This window comes from Burkholderia sp. YIM B11467, from assembly GCF_052952715.1.
In genome coordinates, this window is record NZ_JBQVSQ010000014.1 from 133,362 (window position 1) to 151,845 (window position 18,484).

13 protein-coding genes are annotated in these 18,484 nt (G+C 66.7%); 6 read left to right on the forward strand and 7 right to left on the reverse strand.

Annotation, left to right across the window (positions count from 1 at the left end):
- The first annotated feature begins 55 nt into the window (after positions 1 to 55).
- From ACTRWB_RS33720 to ACTRWB_RS33735, 4 genes are all read left to right on the forward strand, one after another.
- On the forward strand, positions 56 to 1,825 hold the full coding sequence (locus tag ACTRWB_RS33720) for an ABC transporter ATP-binding protein/permease (protein ID WP_193097507.1): 1,770 nt from the start codon (positions 56 to 58) through the stop codon (positions 1,823 to 1,825).
- On the forward strand, positions 1,822 to 2,589 hold the full coding sequence (locus ACTRWB_RS33725; protein ID WP_446904432.1) for an SDR family NAD(P)-dependent oxidoreductase: 768 nt from the start codon (positions 1,822 to 1,824) through the stop codon (positions 2,587 to 2,589). Before ACTRWB_RS33720 ends, ACTRWB_RS33725 begins: the two co-directional genes overlap by 4 nt.
- Before the next feature lie 135 nt (positions 2,590 to 2,724).
- Entirely contained in the window at positions 2,725 to 3,987 is a 1,263-nt protein-coding gene (locus ACTRWB_RS33730) for an MFS transporter (protein WP_129513542.1), read from the forward strand.
- Between the two features lie 25 nt (positions 3,988 to 4,012).
- Positions 4,013 to 5,296 (forward strand): D-amino acid dehydrogenase, encoded by a 1,284-nt coding sequence (locus ACTRWB_RS33735; protein WP_446904433.1) that lies wholly within the window; start codon positions 4,013 to 4,015, stop codon positions 5,294 to 5,296.
- 85 nt (positions 5,297 to 5,381) lie between these two features.
- Here the strand turns inward: ACTRWB_RS33735 and thpR are convergent, their stop codons facing one another.
- Together thpR and ACTRWB_RS33745 are read right to left on the reverse strand one after the other, a co-directional pair.
- Positions 5,382 to 5,948 (reverse strand): RNA 2',3'-cyclic phosphodiesterase, encoded by a 567-nt coding sequence (gene thpR / locus ACTRWB_RS33740; protein ID WP_446904434.1) that lies wholly within the window; start codon positions 5,946 to 5,948, stop codon positions 5,382 to 5,384.
- Positions 5,945 to 7,435, reverse strand: a complete 1,491-nt coding sequence (locus ACTRWB_RS33745; RefSeq protein WP_446904435.1) for an alanine/glycine:cation symporter family protein — start codon at positions 7,433 to 7,435, stop codon at positions 5,945 to 5,947. Before ACTRWB_RS33745 ends, thpR begins: the two co-directional genes overlap by 4 nt.
- 318 nt (positions 7,436 to 7,753) lie before the next feature.
- Between ACTRWB_RS33745 and ACTRWB_RS33750 the strand changes: the two genes are divergently transcribed.
- Complete coding sequence (locus tag ACTRWB_RS33750) at positions 7,754 to 8,188, forward strand: hypothetical protein (protein ID WP_446904436.1); 435 nt, start codon at positions 7,754 to 7,756, stop codon at positions 8,186 to 8,188.
- A 40-nt stretch (positions 8,189 to 8,228) separates the two neighbouring features.
- On the opposite strand, the gene ACTRWB_RS33755 is transcribed toward ACTRWB_RS33750, so the two are convergent.
- From ACTRWB_RS33755 to ACTRWB_RS33770, 4 genes are all read right to left on the reverse strand, one after another.
- The gene (locus ACTRWB_RS33755) at positions 8,229 to 9,200 is read right to left on the reverse strand and encodes a phytanoyl-CoA dioxygenase family protein (RefSeq protein WP_446904437.1); all 972 of its coding nucleotides are present in this window, start codon (positions 9,198 to 9,200) and stop codon (positions 8,229 to 8,231) included.
- Positions 9,201 to 9,370: 170 nt separating this feature from the next.
- A complete protein-coding gene (locus ACTRWB_RS33760; protein WP_048251422.1) occupies positions 9,371 to 10,837 on the reverse strand; it encodes a glutamate synthase subunit beta in 1,467 nt (488 codons plus the stop codon).
- 85 nt (positions 10,838 to 10,922) lie between these two features.
- Entirely contained in the window at positions 10,923 to 15,626 is a 4,704-nt protein-coding gene (locus ACTRWB_RS33765) for a glutamate synthase-related protein (RefSeq protein WP_446904438.1), read from the reverse strand.
- Positions 15,627 to 15,914: 288 nt separating this feature from the next.
- Positions 15,915 to 16,628 carry a transposase gene (locus tag ACTRWB_RS33770; protein ID WP_006477151.1) on the reverse strand — a complete coding sequence of 238 codons (714 nt, stop codon included), beginning with the start codon at positions 16,626 to 16,628 and terminating at the stop codon, positions 15,915 to 15,917.
- 193 nt (positions 16,629 to 16,821) lie between these two features.
- Between ACTRWB_RS33770 and ACTRWB_RS33775 the strand changes: the two genes are divergently transcribed.
- On the forward strand, positions 16,822 to 17,553 hold the full coding sequence (locus tag ACTRWB_RS33775; protein ID WP_048251424.1) for an OmpW/AlkL family protein: 732 nt from the start codon (positions 16,822 to 16,824) through the stop codon (positions 17,551 to 17,553).
- A 163-nt stretch (positions 17,554 to 17,716) separates the two neighbouring features.
- Here the strand turns inward: ACTRWB_RS33775 and ugpQ are convergent, their stop codons facing one another.
- Entirely contained in the window at positions 17,717 to 18,481 is a 765-nt protein-coding gene (ugpQ, locus tag ACTRWB_RS33780; RefSeq protein WP_446904439.1) for a glycerophosphodiester phosphodiesterase, read from the reverse strand.
- Positions 18,482 to 18,484: the final 3 nt, after the last annotated feature.

Genomic DNA, 18,484 nt, shown 5'->3' on the forward strand with positions numbered 1-18,484 from the left:
GCGGCGCGCGCCCGGCTTCGCCCGGCCCGCGCGCCGGCTACTCATCAGGAAGCACATGACCCAATCGATCGATCCCGTCCGCTCCGCCTCCGACGCGCCACAGGACGAGCGCCCGGTATCCGCGTGGAGCCTCATCAAGCCCTACTGGGTATCGTCCGAATGGAAAATCGCGTGGACGCTGCTCGTCACGATCATCGTGATCAATCTCTGCAACGTCTGGATCACCGTGCAGTTGAACAAGTGGAACGCGCAGTTCTATAACGCACTGCAGACGAAGGACGTCCACGATTTCCCGCACCTGATGATGCAGTTCTCAATGCTCGCGTTCGGCTTCATCATCCTCGCCGTGTACGGACTGTACTTGCGCCAGATGCTCGGCTTTCGCTGGCGGCAATGGCTGACCGAGCGCTTCCTCGGCGAATGGCTCGGCGACCGCGCGTTCTACCGGATTGAGCGCGACCGCCTCGCCGACAACCCCGACCAGCGCGTCGCCGACGACTTGCAGTCGTTCGCGACCACGACGCTCGCGCTGTCGCTCGATCTGCTGTCGACGGTCGTCACGCTCGCGTCGTTCATCACGATCCTCTGGACGCTCGGCGGTGCGTTGACGCTCTCGCTCGGCGCCACGCCGATCTCGATTCCCGGCTACATGGTGTGGGCGGCCGCGCTGTACGCGGTGGTCGGCTCGGTCGTGATCCAGAAGGTCGGTCATCCGCTCGTGTCGATCAACTACCAGCAGCAGCGCGTCGAGGCGGACTTTCGCTTCGGGCTGATCCGCGTGCGCGAAAATGCCGAGCAGATCGCCTTCTACGACGGCGAGGTCACCGAGAACCGCAATGCGCAGGGCATCTTCCTGCGCATCCGCGACAACTGGTGGCGCGTGATGAAATACACAAAGCGTCTGACGTTCGTGAACGCCTTCTATGGACAGATCGCGATCATCTTCCCGTTCGTCGTCGCCGCGCCGCGCTACTTCGCGGGTGCGTTCACGCTCGGCGTGCTGATGCAGATCTCGTCGGCATTCGGCACGGTCAGCGACTCCTTCTCCTGGTTCCTCAACAGCTATCGCACGCTCGTCGAATGGCGCGCCACCGTCAACCGCCTGCGCGAATTCAAGCGCGTGATGGGCACGTCGCACCTGAAGGAAAGCCTGTCGCCCGCGACCGAGCACGGCGGCATCAACCTGCACTACATCGACGGCGCGAAGCTGTCGACGTCGTCGCTCAAGCTCGCGCTGCCGAACGGCAACGCGCTCGCGAACATCGGCAGCGTCACGATCGAGCCCGGCTCGCGCTGGCTCGTGATCGGCAAGTCGGGTTCCGGCAAGAGCACGTTCATGCGTGCGCTCGCGGGCCTGTGGCCGTTCGGCGACGGCGCGATCGACGCGCCGGTCGGCGCGCGGATGATGTTCGTGCCGCAAACGAGCTATTTGCCGATCGGCACGCTGAAGGCCGCGCTCACCTATCCGGCGACGCCCGACACGTTCAGCGACGACGCTTGCCGCGACGCGCTGCGCGCATGCCGCCTCGAGGATTACGTCGAGCGCCTCGACGAGACCGCGCACTGGACCCGCGTGCTGTCGCCGGGCGAACAGCAGCGCCTGGCCGGCGCGCGCGTGCTGCTGCACAAGCCCGACTTCCTGTTCCTCGACGAAGCCACCAGCGCGCTCGACGCCGACAACGAGGCACGCCTCTACCACCTGTTCGCCGAACGGCTGCCGAAGGCCGCGATCGTCAGCATCGCGCACCGCGAGTCGCTGGCCGCGTTCCACGGCGGCACGATCCACGTCGAACGCGTGAACAACAGCGACAAGGTCGCGGCGTGAGTGCACGCGCCGCGCGCATCGCGCTGATCACCGGCGCAGGCTCGGGGATCGGCGCGGCGCTCGCGCGGCGACTCGCGGCGCCCGGCATCGCGCTGGCGCTGCACGCGCGCGGCGCCGACGAGGCAGCGCGGGCCCGGCTCGCCGAAGTCGCGCGCGCCTGCACGGCGGCCGGCGCGAAGTGCATCACGCTTACCGGCGATCTCGCCGCACCGGCCGTCGCGGCCACGCTCGTCGATGCGACTGCCTCGCACTTCGGCGGGCTCGACCAGCTCGTCGCGAACGCCGGCTTCGCCGCGCAGCAGGCCTTTTCCGATCTTTCCGCGGACACGCTCGCATCCGCCTTCGCGGCGATGCCCGGCGCATTTTCCGCGCTCGCGGGTCGCGCACGGCCGCTGCTCGAAGCGTCGGCCGCGCCGCGGATCGTCGCGGTCAGTTCGTTCGTCGCGCACCGCTACCGCGCCGATGCGCCGTTCGCGGCGACCGCCGCCGCAAAGGCCGCGCTCGAATCGCTCGTGCGCACCGCGGCGGTCGAATTCGCCGCGCATGGCATCACCGTCAATGCGGTCGCGCCGGGCTTCACACGCAAGGATCACGGTCCGAGCGCCGGCAACGCCGCCGCGTGGGCACTGGCCGAACAGGCGACCCCGCTCGGCCGGATCGCCGAACCCGACGACGTTGCCGCATTGATCGCGTTCCTGCTGTCGGACGCGGCGCGGCAGATTACCGGCCAGGTCGTCCACATCGACGGCGGCCTGACGCTCTGACGCGGCGTCTCCCTTCCTTCCCGCCTCCCCGTTTTCCTGCACGAACCCGCATCGGCCTTTTTTGGCCGGCCCCATCGCGACCGTAAAATAACCGCCACGCGGCGGCTCGAGACGAGACAACAGGGGACGGCAAGCATGCAGGCATTCCAGTGGTTCAACGAATTGTCGTCGCGCGAGCGCAAGACGCTGTACGCCGGATTCGGCGGCTACGCGGTCGATGCGTTCGATTTCATGATCTATTCGTTCCTGATTCCGACGCTGATCGCGACCTGGGGCATGTCGAAGAGCGAGGCCGGGATGATCGCGACGAGTTCGCTGATCTCGTCGGCGATCGGCGGCTGGGTCGCCGGCATCCTCGCCGACCGCTACGGCCGCGTGCGCGTGCTGCAGTGGACGATCGCGACGTTCGCACTGTTCACGTGCCTGTCCGGTTTCACGCACTCGTTCTGGCAGCTGCTTGCGACGCGCACGCTGCAGGGCTTCGGCTTCGGCGGTGAATGGTCGGTCGTGACGATCATGATGGCCGAGACGATCCGCTCGCCCGAGCATCGCGCGAAGGCCGTCGGCACCGTGCAGAGCAGCTGGTCGTTCGGCTGGGCCGCGGCCGCGATCCTCTACTGGGCGTTCTTCGCGCTGCTGCCCGAGCAGGTCGCGTGGCGCGCATGCTTCTGGATCGGCATCGTGCCCGCGCTGTGGATCCTCTATATCCGCCGCAACGTCAGCGATCCGGACATCTACACGGCCACGCGCCGCGCGCGCGACGAAGGCCGCGTATCGGGCCACTTCCTCGAGATCTTCTCGCCGCCGCACCTGCGCGCGACGCTGTTCGGCAGCGCACTGTGCACCGGGATGCTCGGCGGCTACTACGCAATCACGACCTGGCTGCCCACCTACCTGAAAACCGTCCGCCACCTGTCCGTGTTCAATACGAGCGGTTATCTCGTCGTGTTGATCGTCGGCTCGTTCGTCGGTTACGTGGTCGGCGCGATCCTGTCCGACCGGCTCGGTCGCCGCGCGTCGTTCATCCTGTTCGCGATCGGCTCGTTCTCGCTCGGCATGGCGTACACGATGCTGCCGATCACCGATACCGCGATGCTGCTGCTCGGCTTTCCGCTCGGCATCGTCGTGCAAGGCATTTTCGCGGGCGTCGGCGCATACCTGTCGGAGTTGTATCCGGGTGCGATCCGCGGCTCGGGCCAGGGCTTCTGCTACAACCTCGGCCGCGGGCTCGGATCGTTCTTCCCGATCCTCGTCGGCTCGCTGTCGCAGTCGATGTCGCTCGTGAAGGCGATCGGCCTCGTCGCCGGTGGCGGCTACCTGCTCGTGATCGTCGCCGCGCTGGTGCTGCCGGAAACGCGCGGCAAGTCGCTCGTCGACGAGCCGGCCGTCGCATCGTGAGCACCCGCTTCGTTCCGGAAACCGCATGCACGTGATCGTTCTCGGCGCCGGCGTGATCGGCGTCACCACCGCCTGGCACCTGCGCGAAGCAGGCTGCGACGTCACCGTGATCGAACGCGAGGCCGATGTCGCGCAGGCGACGAGTCTCGGCAACGCGGGCGTGATCGCGCCCGGCTACGTGACGCCGTGGGCCGCCCCCGGCATGCCCGGCAAGATCCTCAAGTACCTGTTCAAGCCCGCATCGCCGCTGATCTTCCGGCCGACGCTCGATGCCGCGCAGTGGCGCTGGATCGCGCGCTGGCTGCGCGAATGCGAATTCGAGCGGTTCCGCGTGAACAAGCAGCGGATGCAGCGCATCGCGTATTACAGCCGCGCGTGCCTGCATGAGTTTCGCGAGCGTTTTCCGTTCGACTATGGCGCGAGCCGCGGCTACCTGCAGCTGCTGCGCGGCGCGTTCGACGTCGAGATGGTGCAGCCCGCGCTGAAGGTGCTGCGCGACGCCGGCATCGCGTTTCGCGAACTCGACGCGGCCGGCTGCACGGCGATCGAGCCGGGCCTGCGCTGGGCGCGGCAGACGCCCGTCGGCGGCATCTACCTGCCCGACGACGAAGCCGGCGACTGCGCACGCTTCACACGCGAACTGCGTGCATTGTGCGAGGCGAACGGCGTAACGTTCCGCTTTCGCACCGAGATCCGCGCGCTCGACGTCGCGGGCGGCAAGGTGCGCGGCGTGCGGGTCGATTCACCGGACGACGAAGCCGCCGCACGAAGCGATGCCCCGCTCGCGGCCGACGCGATCGTCGTCGCGCTCGGCGTCGACAGCGCCGGCCTGCTGCGCCCGCACGGCATCGACGTGCCGCTGTATCCGGTGAAGGGTTACTCGGCGACGCTCGCGGTTATCGACGACGAAAAGGCACCGCGCGCCGCGCTGATGGACGAATCGCTGAAGACGGCGATCACGCGCTTCGGCCCGACGCTGCGCGTCGCGGGTACCGCCGAACTCGGCAACCGGCACGCGGCACTGCGGCAGCAGGCGCTCGATACGCTGATGAAGGTGCTCGACGACTGGTTTCCGCACGCGGCCGATCGCGCGTCGGCACGCTTCTGGGTCGGTCGCCGGCCGATGACGCCCGACGGGCCGCCTCTGCTTGGCGCGAGCGGGATCGACGGGCTCTGGCTCAACGTCGGCCACGGCTCGACGGGCTGGGCGATGTCGATGGGTTCGGGGAAGGTGCTGGCGGATCTCGTCACGGGGCGCGAGCCGGAGATCGATCTGTCGGGCCTGACGCTCGCGCGTTACGGCCGGTAGGCTCGGCACCGGGCAACGCCGTCGACGCAATGCACGGGCGCGATACGCGCAGCGTGCGGCCACCGCGGGGTGTCGCGAGAACCGCTCAACCCGCTGCCCGGCCTTCCGCCCACGCGATCGGCGCCGATACGATCGGCCGATGCGATACGCCCTCGTGCGACAACCGGCTTTCGAACAGCGTCAGCGCTTCGATGCGCAGCACGACCGGCCGCCCCGGCGCGCCGCCGTGCGCGGGCTGGCCGACCGCGTCGCGCGGCAGCCGCGCGAGCGTCACGTGCGGCCGGAACGGCCGCCGGTCGGCCGGCACGCCGAGTCCGCGCAGCAGCGTTGCCAGCCCCGCATTCAGCGCGACGCACGCGGGTTCGGCCTCGAGCTCCGCGACGATCAGCCGCGCGCGCGGCAGGCTCGGCCACCACGCGATCCGCTCGACCGGCAGCAGCGGCAGCGCATGCGCGGCCGCGAGCGCGGGCAGGTGCGCGGCCAGCGCGTCGCAACGTTCCCGTTCGATCGCGCCGATGAACGCGAGCGTCATGTGCAGTTGCGCGGGCAGCGTGCGCCGCGCGCCGCGGGTGACCGGCAACGCGTGCAGCGCGTCGCGCGAGGCCTCATCGGGCATCAGCGCGACGAACGCACGGAGCCGGTCGCCGTTCATGACTCGCTCACCGCGACACGCGGCGCGCGCGCCGGATCGGCCGAAGCGGGACGCTGCGGCAGCGGGCCGTGCTCGCCCCACACGTCGGCCGGCAGCACGCGCGCGAGTTCCGGGATCGTGTTGCGCGTGAACACCGGATCGGCGACGCCTGCCGCGCGCTGGCGGCGATAGTCGGCCCACGCGGCGTGCGCATACTTGCCGAGCGCGAGGATCGCGATCAGGTTGATGATCGCCATCAGCCCCATGCTCGTATCGGCCATCGCCCACACGAGCGGCAGTTGCCCGACGCTGCCGAACATCACCATCCCGAGCACCGCGACGCGGAACAGCGGCAGCACGCCGCGCCGCTTCGTGATGAATTCGACGTTGCCTTCCGCATACGCGTAGTTGCCGATCACCGACGAGAACGCGAGGAAGAAGATCGCAACGGCCATGTAGATGCCGCCCCAGTCGCCGACGTGGCTCGAGATCGCACGCTGCGTGAGCGCCGCGCCTTCCATGCCGGTGCCGAGCTCGTACTGGCCCGACAGCAGGATCACGAACGCGGTCGCGCTGCAGATCACGATCGTGTCGACGAACACGCCGAGCATCTGGATCAGCCCCTGCGTAACCGGGTGCCGCGTGCTCGCGGTCGCGGCCGCGTTCGGCGCGCTGCCCATCCCCGCTTCGTTCGAGAACAGCCCGCGCTTCACGCCGATCGCGATCGCCTGGCTGACCGCATAACCCGTCAGGCCGCCCGCCGCCTGCTCGAAGCCGAACGCGCTTTTCACGATCAGCATGATCACGCCCGGCACCAGCGCGATGTGCGTCGCCACCGCGTACACGGCCAGCGCGAGGTAGCCGATCGCCATCAGCGGCACGATCACCTGCGCGACCGTCGCGATCCGGCGGATGCCGCCGAAGATGATCGGTGCGCTCAGCAGCACGAGACCGAGGCCGACCGTCTCGCGGCTCAATCCGAACGACGTATGGAACGCGTCGGCGATCGCGTTGGCCTGCACCGCGTTGAACACGAAGCCGAACGCGAGGATCAGCGACAGCGAGAACAGCACGCCGAAGGCGCGCGAACGCAGGCCCGTCTGGATGTAGTACGCGGGGCCGCCGCGATAGCTGCCGTCCGGGTGCGAGACCTTGAAGATCTGCGCGAGCGTCGCCTCGACGAACGCCGACGACATCCCGACCAGCGCCGTCATCCACATCCAGAAGATCGCGCCCGGCCCGCCGACCGTCAACGCGACCGCGACGCCGGCGATGTTGCCGGTGCCGACGCGGCTCGCGAGCCCGGTCGCGAACGCCTGGAACGACGAAATGCTGCCCGGCTCGCCCTTGCTGCCGACCAGCTTCATGCTGAGGAACAACGCCTTCAGCTGGATCATCCGGAACCGCAACGTGAACCACGCACCGGCGCCGAGCAGCAGCGCGATCAGCACGTAGTTCCACAACACGCCGTTGACGGCGTCGATCAGCCCATGCACGAATGCTTCCATCCGATTTCCTTGTAAATAGGGTCAGTCACATGCAGCCACCGCGAACGCGGCCCGAGGGGCGACATGATATGACAGTTTTCAAGGATTATTACAAAACGAAAGGAATAGAGATGCCGAGAAATTGAGGACGGATGTCATCAGGTTAGACGACGCTTCGCGAAAATGCGGAAGGCCGAACAAAGGCGGACGGTGAGACACGCAGCGGCGCTGTCGACGTTACGGCATGGTGTCGAAGCAATTTGCCAGCTGTCCGGCGGCGCCTCGCCAACCTTCGCGTGCGCCACCGCCCCTCCATCGTCAGGAAGGCCAGACGCAACCATGACCACAACCGTTACCCGCTACATCGTTCGCATCGCACTCGTCCTCGTCGTCGCGGCCGCCGCATGCGTCGGGCTGTTTTTCGTCATCGTCGGAATTGCCGGATACGAGAGGGACGACGGCTACTGCCCCGACGCACCGATCGGCGAACTCGAGGCAAAAATCCTCGCGTTCGCCAAAGACCAGGGCATCCCCCTGAACGAAGCCGAATTCGTCGGCATGCCCCGTTATCATGCCGACCAGCTGGGCTGGTGGGCATTCGACCTGAAGGCGCGCGAAGGAAATCATGTGGCCACGATCGACTGCGACCGTCGTGTCACCGGCTTCGGAAAGATTCAGATGCTTCCGTTCGGACCGGCCACGCCGATGCAACGCGGCCATTCGCCTGCCGGCATCGAACCACGTGCGGTCGATTCCGTCGCAGGCTACCGGTGATCCGTCGGATCTCACGCCGGATGACGGCGCGTTCAATGCGTCAGCGAAGCCGCCACTCGACAGGGATGTCGAAGACCAGCCCGGACAATCCGCTGGCGAGCACGACGCGCGCGAAATGCGCCCACGACGGATCGATGGCCGCGAATTGCTCGTATTGCAGGATCTGCTTGGCGATCAATTCGAGCCGAAGGCCGGCAGCGGGCAACACGTCGGGCTTCAGCAGCGGCGGATTCAACGGGCCCAGTGCCTCGACCTGCGCGCCGATCGACATGCTGATACGCGATGTCTCCGCGAGCGTGCTGCCGCGGCTGCCCCAATGCAGCAGGGACTGGCTCCACATCATCAGATCGCCGGCGGCGCCGGGGAGCGCACGGATATCCCGCACGTCGAATCCGGCTTGCGACACGCGATCCGTTCCGTGGTCGGGATCGCGATGCTTCGGCAGCAGCATCACGCAACCCGTGGACGAATCGACGGGCGTCAACGGCATCCACAGCGACAGCGCGCCGGCGCGCCCGTCCGGCAACAGCGATCTCGCCCCCGCATCGCGGTGCATGCTCCAGCCGGCCTGCCCCGCCTTCGCGCTGACGTGCCATACCCAGAAATCCGGCATCAGCATGAAGGCCGTGGTACCCAGCGCCGCGGCGACGACCTTCTGCAGCCGCCAGTAGGTGAGCCAGAATTCGTCGCACACGAAAGCGAACACCGGCGGAATACCGGTCTGCGCGAGGCTCGTCACCATGTCGCGCATCGCGGCAAGCGGGAAGGTGCTGCGCACGTCGTCGGCCGGCGTGAACTGCGCGAAGCCTTCCAGCGTCATCCGCGCGCCGATCGCGTCGGCGACACGCATGTCGACGTCGATCTGCCGCTGCTGCGCGACGAATGCGTGGTCTTCGACGTGTAGGCCTTGCCCGTGCGAAAGCAGCAGCGCAACGACGTCCTCCAGCCGAACGCGCTTGCCGTCGGCCGTGAAGCACGGGCGGGTGATTTCCGGGGCGTTGTCTCGAAACATGGTGTGCAGGACGCGATCGTGGTTGACGCAGGAATCGGTCGTCGATCGGGCCGGTGCCCTGCACTGTGTTCCGTGCATGTTAAGCGGCAACCTGCCGGCCGTGCACGTAAAAAAACCGGGCGCCCTGTCGGACGCCCGGTTTTCATCGAAACCCGCTCGCGGTATTCAGCTCAGCGCGGCAGTTCCGTATGCCCCATCAGGTACGCATCGACCGAGCGCGCGCACTGGCGGCCTTCGCGAATCGCCCACACCACGAGCGACTGGCCGCGGCGCATGTCGCCCGCCGCGAACACCTTGTCGACCGACGTGTAGTACGAGCGATCGCCTTCGGTCGCCGCACGCGCGTTGCCGCGCGCGTCCTTCGCGACACCGAACGCGTCGAGCACCGGTGCGGCCGGCTGCGTGAAGCCCATCGCGAGCAGCACGAGATCGGCCTTCAGCTCGAACTCGGAGCCCGGCACTTCCTGCATCTTGCCGTCCTTCCACTCGACGCGCGCCGCGATCAGCTTCTCGACCTTGCCGTTCTTGCCTTCGAGGCGCTTCGTCGCGACCGCCCAGTCGCGCTCGCAGCCTTCCTCGTGCGACGACGACGTGCGCAGCTTGATCGGCCAGTACGGCCACACGAGCGGCTTGTTTTCCTCTTCCGGCGGCTGCGGCAGCAGCTCGAACTGCGTGACCTGCTTCGCGCCGTGGCGGTTCGACGTGCCGACGCAGTCCGAACCCGTATCGCCGCCGCCGATCACGATCACGTGCTTGCCCTTCGCAACCAGCTGGTCGACGAGCTTGTCGCCCGCGTTCACGCGGTTCTGCTGCGGCAGGAAGTCCATCGCGAAATGGACGCCGGCGAGCTCGCGGCCCGGCACCGGCAGGTCGCGCGGCGTTTCCGAACCGCCCGCGATCACGACTGCGTCGAATTCTTCCTTCAGCGTGTCCGGCGAGATGGTTTCCTTCGCGAGGCTACCGATCGATTCCGGCAGCGGATCCTTGCCGATGAACACGCTGGTGCGGAACGTCACGCCTTCGGCTTCCATCTGGCGCATGCGGCGGTCGATCAACCACTTCTCGAGCTTGAAGTCGGGAATCCCGTAACGCAGCAGGCCGCCGACCCGGTCGCTCTTCTCGAACACCGTCACGTCGTGACCCGCGCGCGCGAGCTGCTGCGCAGCCGCGAGGCCCGCGGGACCCGAACCGACGACGGCGACCTTCTTGCCCGTCTTGTGCTCGGCCGGCAGCGGCTTCACCCAGCCTTCCGCCCAGGCCTTGTCGATGATCGCGTGCTCGATCGACTTGATGCCGACCGGGTCGTCGTTGATCCCGAGCGTGCACGCGGACTCGCACGGCGCCGGGCAGATCCGGCCCGTGAATTCCGGGAAGTTGTTGGTCGAGTGCAGGACTTCGATCGCCTGCTGCCAGTCCTGGCGGTAAACGAGATCGTTGAAGTCCGGAATGATGTTGTTGACCGGGCAGCCGTTGTTGCAGAACGGGATGCCGCAATCCATGCAGCGCGCGCCCTGGACCTTCGCGTCCGCGTCGGTCAGTGCCGCGACGAATTCCTTGTAGTGCTTCACGCGCGTGAGCGGTGCTTCGTACGCCTCGTGGCGGCGTTCGAACTCCAGAAAACCGGTTGCCTTGCCCATAAGGTGCTCTTCTGTTCGGTGTATCGGGTGGGGGAGCCGCGCGCGGCAATCATGCGCGCGCGGCATTCGCTATGTCGTTCGTCGCTCAGGCGGCCAGCACTTCCTTCGCCGCCTTCTTCGCACCGATCTCGCCGAGCGCGCGCTTGTATTCGTGCGGGAACACCTTCACGAACTGGCGGCGCGCCGCGTCCCAGTTTTCCAGCAGCGACTTCGCGCGCGGCGAACCCGTGAACTGGAAATGACGCTCGACGAGCCCCTTGAGCAGCGCTTCGTCCGTCGTGTCCGCATGCCAGAGCGCGCGGTCGACCGTGCGCTCCTGCTCGGCCGCCTGCAGCACCGGCTCGAGCGCGACCATCGACTTGTTGCACTTCGCCGCGAACGTGCCTTCCGGATCGTAGATGTACGCGAGGCCGCCCGACATGCCGGCCGCGAAGTTGCGCCCCGTCTCGCCGAGCACGACGACCGTGCCGCCCGTCATGTATTCGCAGCCGTGGTCGCCCGTCCCTTCGACGACCGCCGTCGCGCCCGAGTTGCGCACGCAGAAGCGCTCACCCGCGACGCCGCGGAAGAACGATTCGCCTTCGATCGCGCCGTACATCACCGTGTTGCCGCAGATGATGTTTTCCTCGGACTTGCCGCGGAAGTCGTTGGTCGGGCGGATGATGATCCGGCCGCCCGACAGGCCCTTGCCGACGTAGTCGTTGCCGTCGCCGACGAGGTCGAGCGTCACGCCCTTCGCGAGGAACGCGCCGAAGCTCTGGCCGGCCGTGCCCTTCAGCTGGATGTGCACCGCGTCGTCGGCCAGGCCGTCGTGGCCGTGCTTCTTCGCGATCACGCCCGACAGCATCGCGCCGACCGTCCGGTTCACGTTGCGCACCGGCTGGATGAACGACACATGCTCGCCGTTCTCGATCGCGGCCTTCGCCTTCTCGATCAGCACGTGGTCGAGCGCGCGCTCGAGGCCGTGATCCTGCACGTCGACATGACGCGGCGCGACGTCCTCGCACTCTTCCGGCTGGTAGAACACGCGCGAGAAGTCGAGGCCCTTCGCCTTCCAGTGCTCGACGCCCTTGCGCGTGTCGAGCAGGTCGGCGCGGCCGATCAGGTCGTCGAACTTCGCGATGCCGAGCTGCGCCATGATCTCGCGCACTTCCTCGGCAACGAAGAAGAAGTAGTTCACGACGTGCTCGGGCTGGCCCTGGAACTTCGCACGCAGCACCGGATCCTGCGTCGCGACGCCGACCGGGCACGTGTTCAGGTGACACTTGCGCATCATGATGCAGCCCTCGACGACGAGCGGCGCCGTCGCGAAGCCGAATTCGTCCGCGCCGAGCAGCGCGCCGATCACGACGTCGCGACCCGTCTTCATCTGGCCGTCGGCCTGCACGCGGATACGGCCGCGCAGGCGGTTCAGCACGAGCGTCTGCTGCGTTTCGGCCAGGCCGAGTTCCCACGGCGTGCCCGCATGCTTGACCGACGACAGCGGCGATGCGCCCGTGCCGCCGTCATGGCCGGCGATCACGACGTGATCGGCCTTCGCCTTCGCGACCCCGGCCGCGACCGTGCCGACGCCCACTTCCGACACCAGCTTCACCGAGATGCTCGAGCTCGGGTTCACGTTCTTCAGGTCGTGGATCAGCTGCGCCAGATCCTCGATCGAGTAGATGTCGTGGTGCGGCGGCGGCGAGATCAGGCCGACACCCGGCACCGAGTAACGCAGCTTGCCGATGTACTCGGACACCTTGTGGCCCGGCAGCTGGCCGCCTTCGCCCGGCTTCGCGCCCTGCGCCATCTTGATCTGGATCTGGTCGGCCGACACGAGGTACTCGGCGGTGACGCCGAAACGGCCCGACGCGACCTGCTTGATCTTCGAGCGCAGCGAATCGCCGTCCTTCAGCGCGATGTCGCTGACGATTTCATCGCCGATCACCGACTTCAGCGTCTCGCCGGCCTTGATCGGGATGCCGCGCAGCTCGTTGCGGTAGCGCTTCTGATCCTCGCCGCCTTCGCCGGTGTTCGACTTGCCGCCGATCCGGTTCATCGCGATCGCAAGCGTCGCGTGCGCCTCGGTGCTGATCGAGCCGAGCGACATCGCGCCCGTCGCGAAGCGCTTGACGATGTCCTTCGCCGATTCGACGTCGTCGATCGGGATCGCCTTGGTCGGCTCGACCTTGAACTCGAACAGGCCGCGGAACGTCATGTGACGCTTGGTCTGGTCGTTGATCAGGTGCGCGTATTCCTTGTACGTCTGGTACGAGTTGCTGCGCGTCGCGTGCTGCAGCTTCGCGATCGAATCCGGCGTCCACATGTGGTCTTCGCCGCGCACGCGGTACGCGTACTCGCCGCCCGCGTCGAGCATGTCGCGCAGCACCGGGTTGTCGCCGAACGCGTCGCGGTGCAGGCGGATCGCCTCTTCCGCGACTTCGAACAGGCCGATGCCGCCGACCTTCGACGCCGTGCCCTTGAAGTACTTCTCGACGAGGTCGCTCGACAGGCCGAGCGCTTCGAAGATCTGCGCACCCGTGTACGACATGTACGTCGAGATGCCCATCTTCGACATCACCTTCTGCAGGCCCTTGCCGACCGCCTTCGTGAAGTTGTAGACGGCCTTCTCCGGCGACAGGTCGCCCGGCAGGCCTTCGGCCATCTTCGCGAGCGTTTCCATCGCGAGGTACGGGTGCACGGCTTCCGCGCCGTAGCCCGCGAGCAGCGCGAAGTGGTGCGTTTCACGCGCGGAGCCCGTCTCGACGACGAGGCCAGTGCTCGTGCGCAGCCCTTGCTGGACGAGGTGCGTGTGGATCGCCGACGTGGCGAGCAGCGCCGGAATCGCGACGTGCTCGGCATCCGTCTTGCGGTCCGACACGATCAGCATGTTGTAGCCCGACTTCACCGCGTCGACGGCTTCCGCGCACAGCGACGCGAGGCGCGCCTCGATGCCTTCCTTGCCCCACGCGACCGGGTAGCAGATGTTCAGTTCGTATGCGCTGAACTTGCCGCCCGTGTACTGGTCGATCGCGCGGATCTTCGCGATGTCCTTGAAGTCGAGCACCGGCTGCGACACTTCGAGACGCATCGGCGGGTTGATGTTGTTCGTGTCGAGCAGGTTCGGCTTCGGGCCGATGAACGACACGAGCGACATGACCATGTTCTCGCGGATCGGGTCGATCGGCGGGTTCGTGACCTGCGCGAACAGCTGCTTGAAGTAGTGGTAGAGCGTCTTGTTCTTGTTCGACATCACCGCGAGCGGCGAGTCGTTGCCCATCGAACCGACGGCCTCTTCGCCCTGCTGCGCCATCGGCGCCATCAGGAACTTCAGGTCTTCCTGCGTATAGCCGAACGCCTGCTGGCGGTCGAGCAGCGCGGCGCCCTGCGTGCGGCCGGCCGCGACTTCCTCGGCCTTCGGCTCGATCTCGTCGAGCTTGATGCGCACGGCGTCGATCCAGCTCTTGTACGGCTTCGCGTTCGCGAGGTTGTCCTTCAGTTCCTTGTCGTCGATGATGCGGCCGTGTTCCATGTCGATCAGGAACATCTTGCCCGGCTGCAGGCGCCACTTCTTGACGATCTTCGATTCGGGGATCGGCAGCGTGCCGGCCTCCGACGCCATGATGACGAGGTCGTCGTCCGTGACGATGTAGCGCGCCGGACGCAGGCCGTTACGGTCGAGCGTCGCGCCGATCTGGCGACCGTCGGTGAACGCGATCGCGGCCGGGCCGTCCCACGGCTCCATCATCGCGGCGTGGTATTCGTAGAACGCGCGGCGGTTCTCGTCCATCAGCGTGTGCTGTTCCCACGCTTCGGGGATCATCATCATCACCGCGTGCACGAGCGGGTAGCCGGCCATCACCAGCAGTTCGAGACAGTTGTCGAACGATGCGGTATCCGACTGTCCCGGGTAGATCAGCGGCCAGAGCTTCGGCAGGTCGTCGGCGAGCACGTGCGACGCGATCGCGCCGGTGCGTGCGTTCAGCCAGTTCACGTTGCCCTTCACGGTGTTGATCTCGCCGTTGTGCGCGATCATCCGGTACGGGTGGGCCAGTTCCCACGCCGGGAACGTGTTGGTCGAGAAGCGCTGGTGCACGAGCGCGAGCGCCGACACGACACGCGCGTCCTGCAGGTCGCGGTAATACACGCCGACCTGGCCCGCCAGCAGCAGCCCCTTGTAGACGACCGTGCGCGCCGACATCGACGGCACGAAGTATTCCTTGCCGTGCTTGAGCTTCAGCGCCTGGATGCGGTGGCTCGCCGTCTTGCGGATCACGTACAGCTTCCGCTCGAGCGCGTCCGTCACCATGATGTCCTTGCCGCGGCCGATGAAGATCTGGCGGATCAGCGGCTCGCTCGCCTTCACGGTCGGCGAAATCGGCATCGCATGGTCGACCGGCACGTCGCGCCAGCCGAGCACGACCTGGCCTTCGGCCTTCACCGTGCGCTCGAGCTCCTGCTCGCACGCGAGACGCGATGCGTTTTCCTTCGGCAGGAAGATCATCCCGACCCCATATTCGCCGGCCGGCGGCAGCATCACGCCCTGCTTCGCCATTTCCTCGCGATAGAACGCGTCCGGAATCTGGATCAGGATGCCCGCGCCGTCGCCCATCAGCGGATCGGCACCGACCGCGCCGCGGTGGTCGAGGTTCTCGAGGATCTTCAGACCCTGCTGGATGATCTCGTGGCTCTTCTTGCCCTTGATGTGAGCGACAAAGCCGACGCCGCAGGCGTCGTGTTCGTTTTGCGGGTCGTACAGACCTTGTGCGGCGGGCACCGCGGCGAGCGGCTGCTGGTGGTCGTTCATGGGGACACCGTCGTAAAGGGGGCCTGGAGGGCCGTTGAACCATTTTTTGTTGCCGTCATCCCGCTCCCGACGGGAGACGGCGCGGCCGTCAGTGGCTGGGCATGCTTCTCCCGGGCCACCGGAATTCGGAATATACGCGACGAATCAAAGGAATAGCAACAAAAACCGCTTGATCGAACCCCAATTAAATAGATGCTTCGATCTGGTGCCATTTTATTGGGGCCGTATCATTTTGGTGCAAAAAGAAGCGGCGCACGCAGCGCCGCCTCCTCGACCGCCGTTCCCGCGTTACTGCTGGATCGGCGGCGTGTTCTCACGCACCTTTCTGGGGCGTCCGCGCGGCAGCGGCGACACGCGCCGGTTCGCGGTACGCGCCGCCCACTCGCGGTAATTCTCGCCGCCGAGCACCCAGCCCTTGAGCGTCGCCTGCTGCAGCTGGTCGGCCTGCCGCTCGTCGAGCGGCTGCTCGCACAGCTCCTTGTACGCACGCTGGCGGTCGAACGGCGTGTTGCCGAGCGCCCAGTAGAGCGGATGGTCGGTGATCAGGCTGTCGACGGTGAGCCCGACGTGATGCCGGTAGCTCGACCACCGATAGGCTTCGGGCGTCGCGACAAGCTGCGCGCGCACCGGGCTCATCTCGACCACGCGGCTCGCGAGCAGGAAATAGCGCTCGCCTTCGATCACCGTCGCGCGATAGCGGCCTTCCCACAGGGTGCCGCGCCGCGAATAGCGCCGGTTGAAATGCGCGACGTAACGACGGCCCACGGCCTGCATCGCCTTCGGCAGGCTTGCCTCGTCGCTCGGTGTCACGAGGAGTTGCACCTGGCGCGGCAGCAGCACGTAGGCATGCACCGACAGGTGATGATCGCGTGCGGCGGCCTTCAGGCAATCGATGAAGAGTTCGTAGTCCTGGTCGTCGACGAACGCGGGTTGCTGATCCAGGCCGCGCAGAATCACGTGCTGCGGCTGGTCGGGAACGTAGAGTCGTGCTAACCGTGCCATGCTGAATGTCCGTTTGAACGCGTTAGGAAATACCCGTAGGTCCGAAAATGCGCACCTGCGTAGAATGCCTGTCCCTGCGGCGCGCGAAAGCGTACGGTCGTACGAATCCTAGGGAGAAAACTCTAACTTACGAGCTTGTTTGGTTTTAAACGCAGTCGTCATAATGAGCACGCCTTTGATCGGAGGAGACACAATGAAACGAAAACTGGCCATTACGGGGGCCGCAGCGCTCGCATTCACGTTCGCGGGCGGTACGGCACATGCACAATCCGCAGGTGATTTCTACGTCAGCACCGGCTGGCTGCACCTCGCACCGCAAGACAGCAGCGACCCGCTGTTCCTGTACGGCGTAGGCGGCACGCCCATCAACCAGTCGGTTCCCAACACCGGTGCCGGCATCAGCGATGCCGACACGCTCGCGCTGGCGACCGGCTACTTCGTGACCGACCACATCGCCACCGAGTTCATCGCCGGCATCCCGCCGAAGTTCGACATCACAGGCAAGGGCCAGTTCTCAAGTTTCGGTACGCTCGGCCGCGCGTACCAGTGGAGCCCCGCGCTCCTCCTGAAGTACTACTTCAACGACGCCAACGCGAAGTTCCGTCCGTATGTCGGCGTCGGCGCGACGTATATCTGGTTCACCGGCGCAAAGATCACGAACAGCTCGTTCGAGAACGGCGTGCTCGGCGGCCCGACCAGCGCGCAGACCAGCAACCAGTGGGCGCCCGTGTTCAACGCCGGCTTCACGTACAACTTCACGAAGCACTGGTTTGCCGGCTTCTCGATGTCGTACATCCCGGTCAGCGTGACGGCGACCTTCACGACGGCCCGCCGGACGCCGGTCGGTACGCTGACGGAAACGTCGAAGGCCCACATCTCGCTGAACCCGATCGTGACGTACCTGAACGTCGGTTACCGCTTCTAAGCGTAGTCGAATATTTGGGGAATGGTTAATCCTGCTGCAATTTGTAGCGGATTTTTCGTGACGTAACGTCTCCACGATGCAAAACGCCCCGGCGGATTCCCGTCGGGGCGTCGTTTTTTTGTCTCAGGGTCTTCCCGCACCGGCCATCGCGCGGGACCCGGCGCTACGCGATGTCGTCCAGCGCGTCGGGGCCGATCAGGTCGATCCGGTCGGTACAGACCGCATCGACACCCCAGCGGGCGAGTTCGCGCGCCCGTTCGAGGTCGTTGACCGTGTACACCAGGATGCGCAGCCCGGCTGCCTTGATCGCCCGCACGAGCGGTTCGTCGAGCCGTTTGTGGTCTGCATGCAACGAAACACAGCCGAGCGCACCGACGACCTGTGCATGCCAGTCGTCCGGCACGGCCTCGTAAAGCATCCCGCGCGGCAGCGCCGGCACGGTCGAACGCGCCTGTTGCAGCGCATCGAACGAGAACGACGACAGCAGCGGCCGGACGTCGGCATCGCGCCAGTACGCGGCCGCATCGGCCGCCACGCGCTGCCCGGTCTCGCGCTCGCGCCCCGGGCACGGCTTGATCTCGACATTCGCGGCCAGCCCGTGTGCGATGCAGCGCGCCGCCGCCGCCTCGAGCGTCGGCATCCGTTCGCCCGCGAAGCGCGCGTCGAGCCACGCGCCCGCGTCGAGCGCGGCCAGCGCCGCATAGCGCATGTCCGCCGCCGCCCCGTGGCCGTTCGACGTCCGGTCGACCGTGTCGTCGTGCAGCAGGAACGTCACGTCGTCGGCCGACAGCTTCGCGTCGAACTCGACCATCCGGTGACCGCGTCGCGCGCCCTCGTCGAGCGCGGCGAGGGTGTTCTCCGGCGCGAGCGTGCCGCCGCCGCGATGGGCGACGACGCGTGGGTAGGGCCAGTCGGTACGGGAAGTCATCGT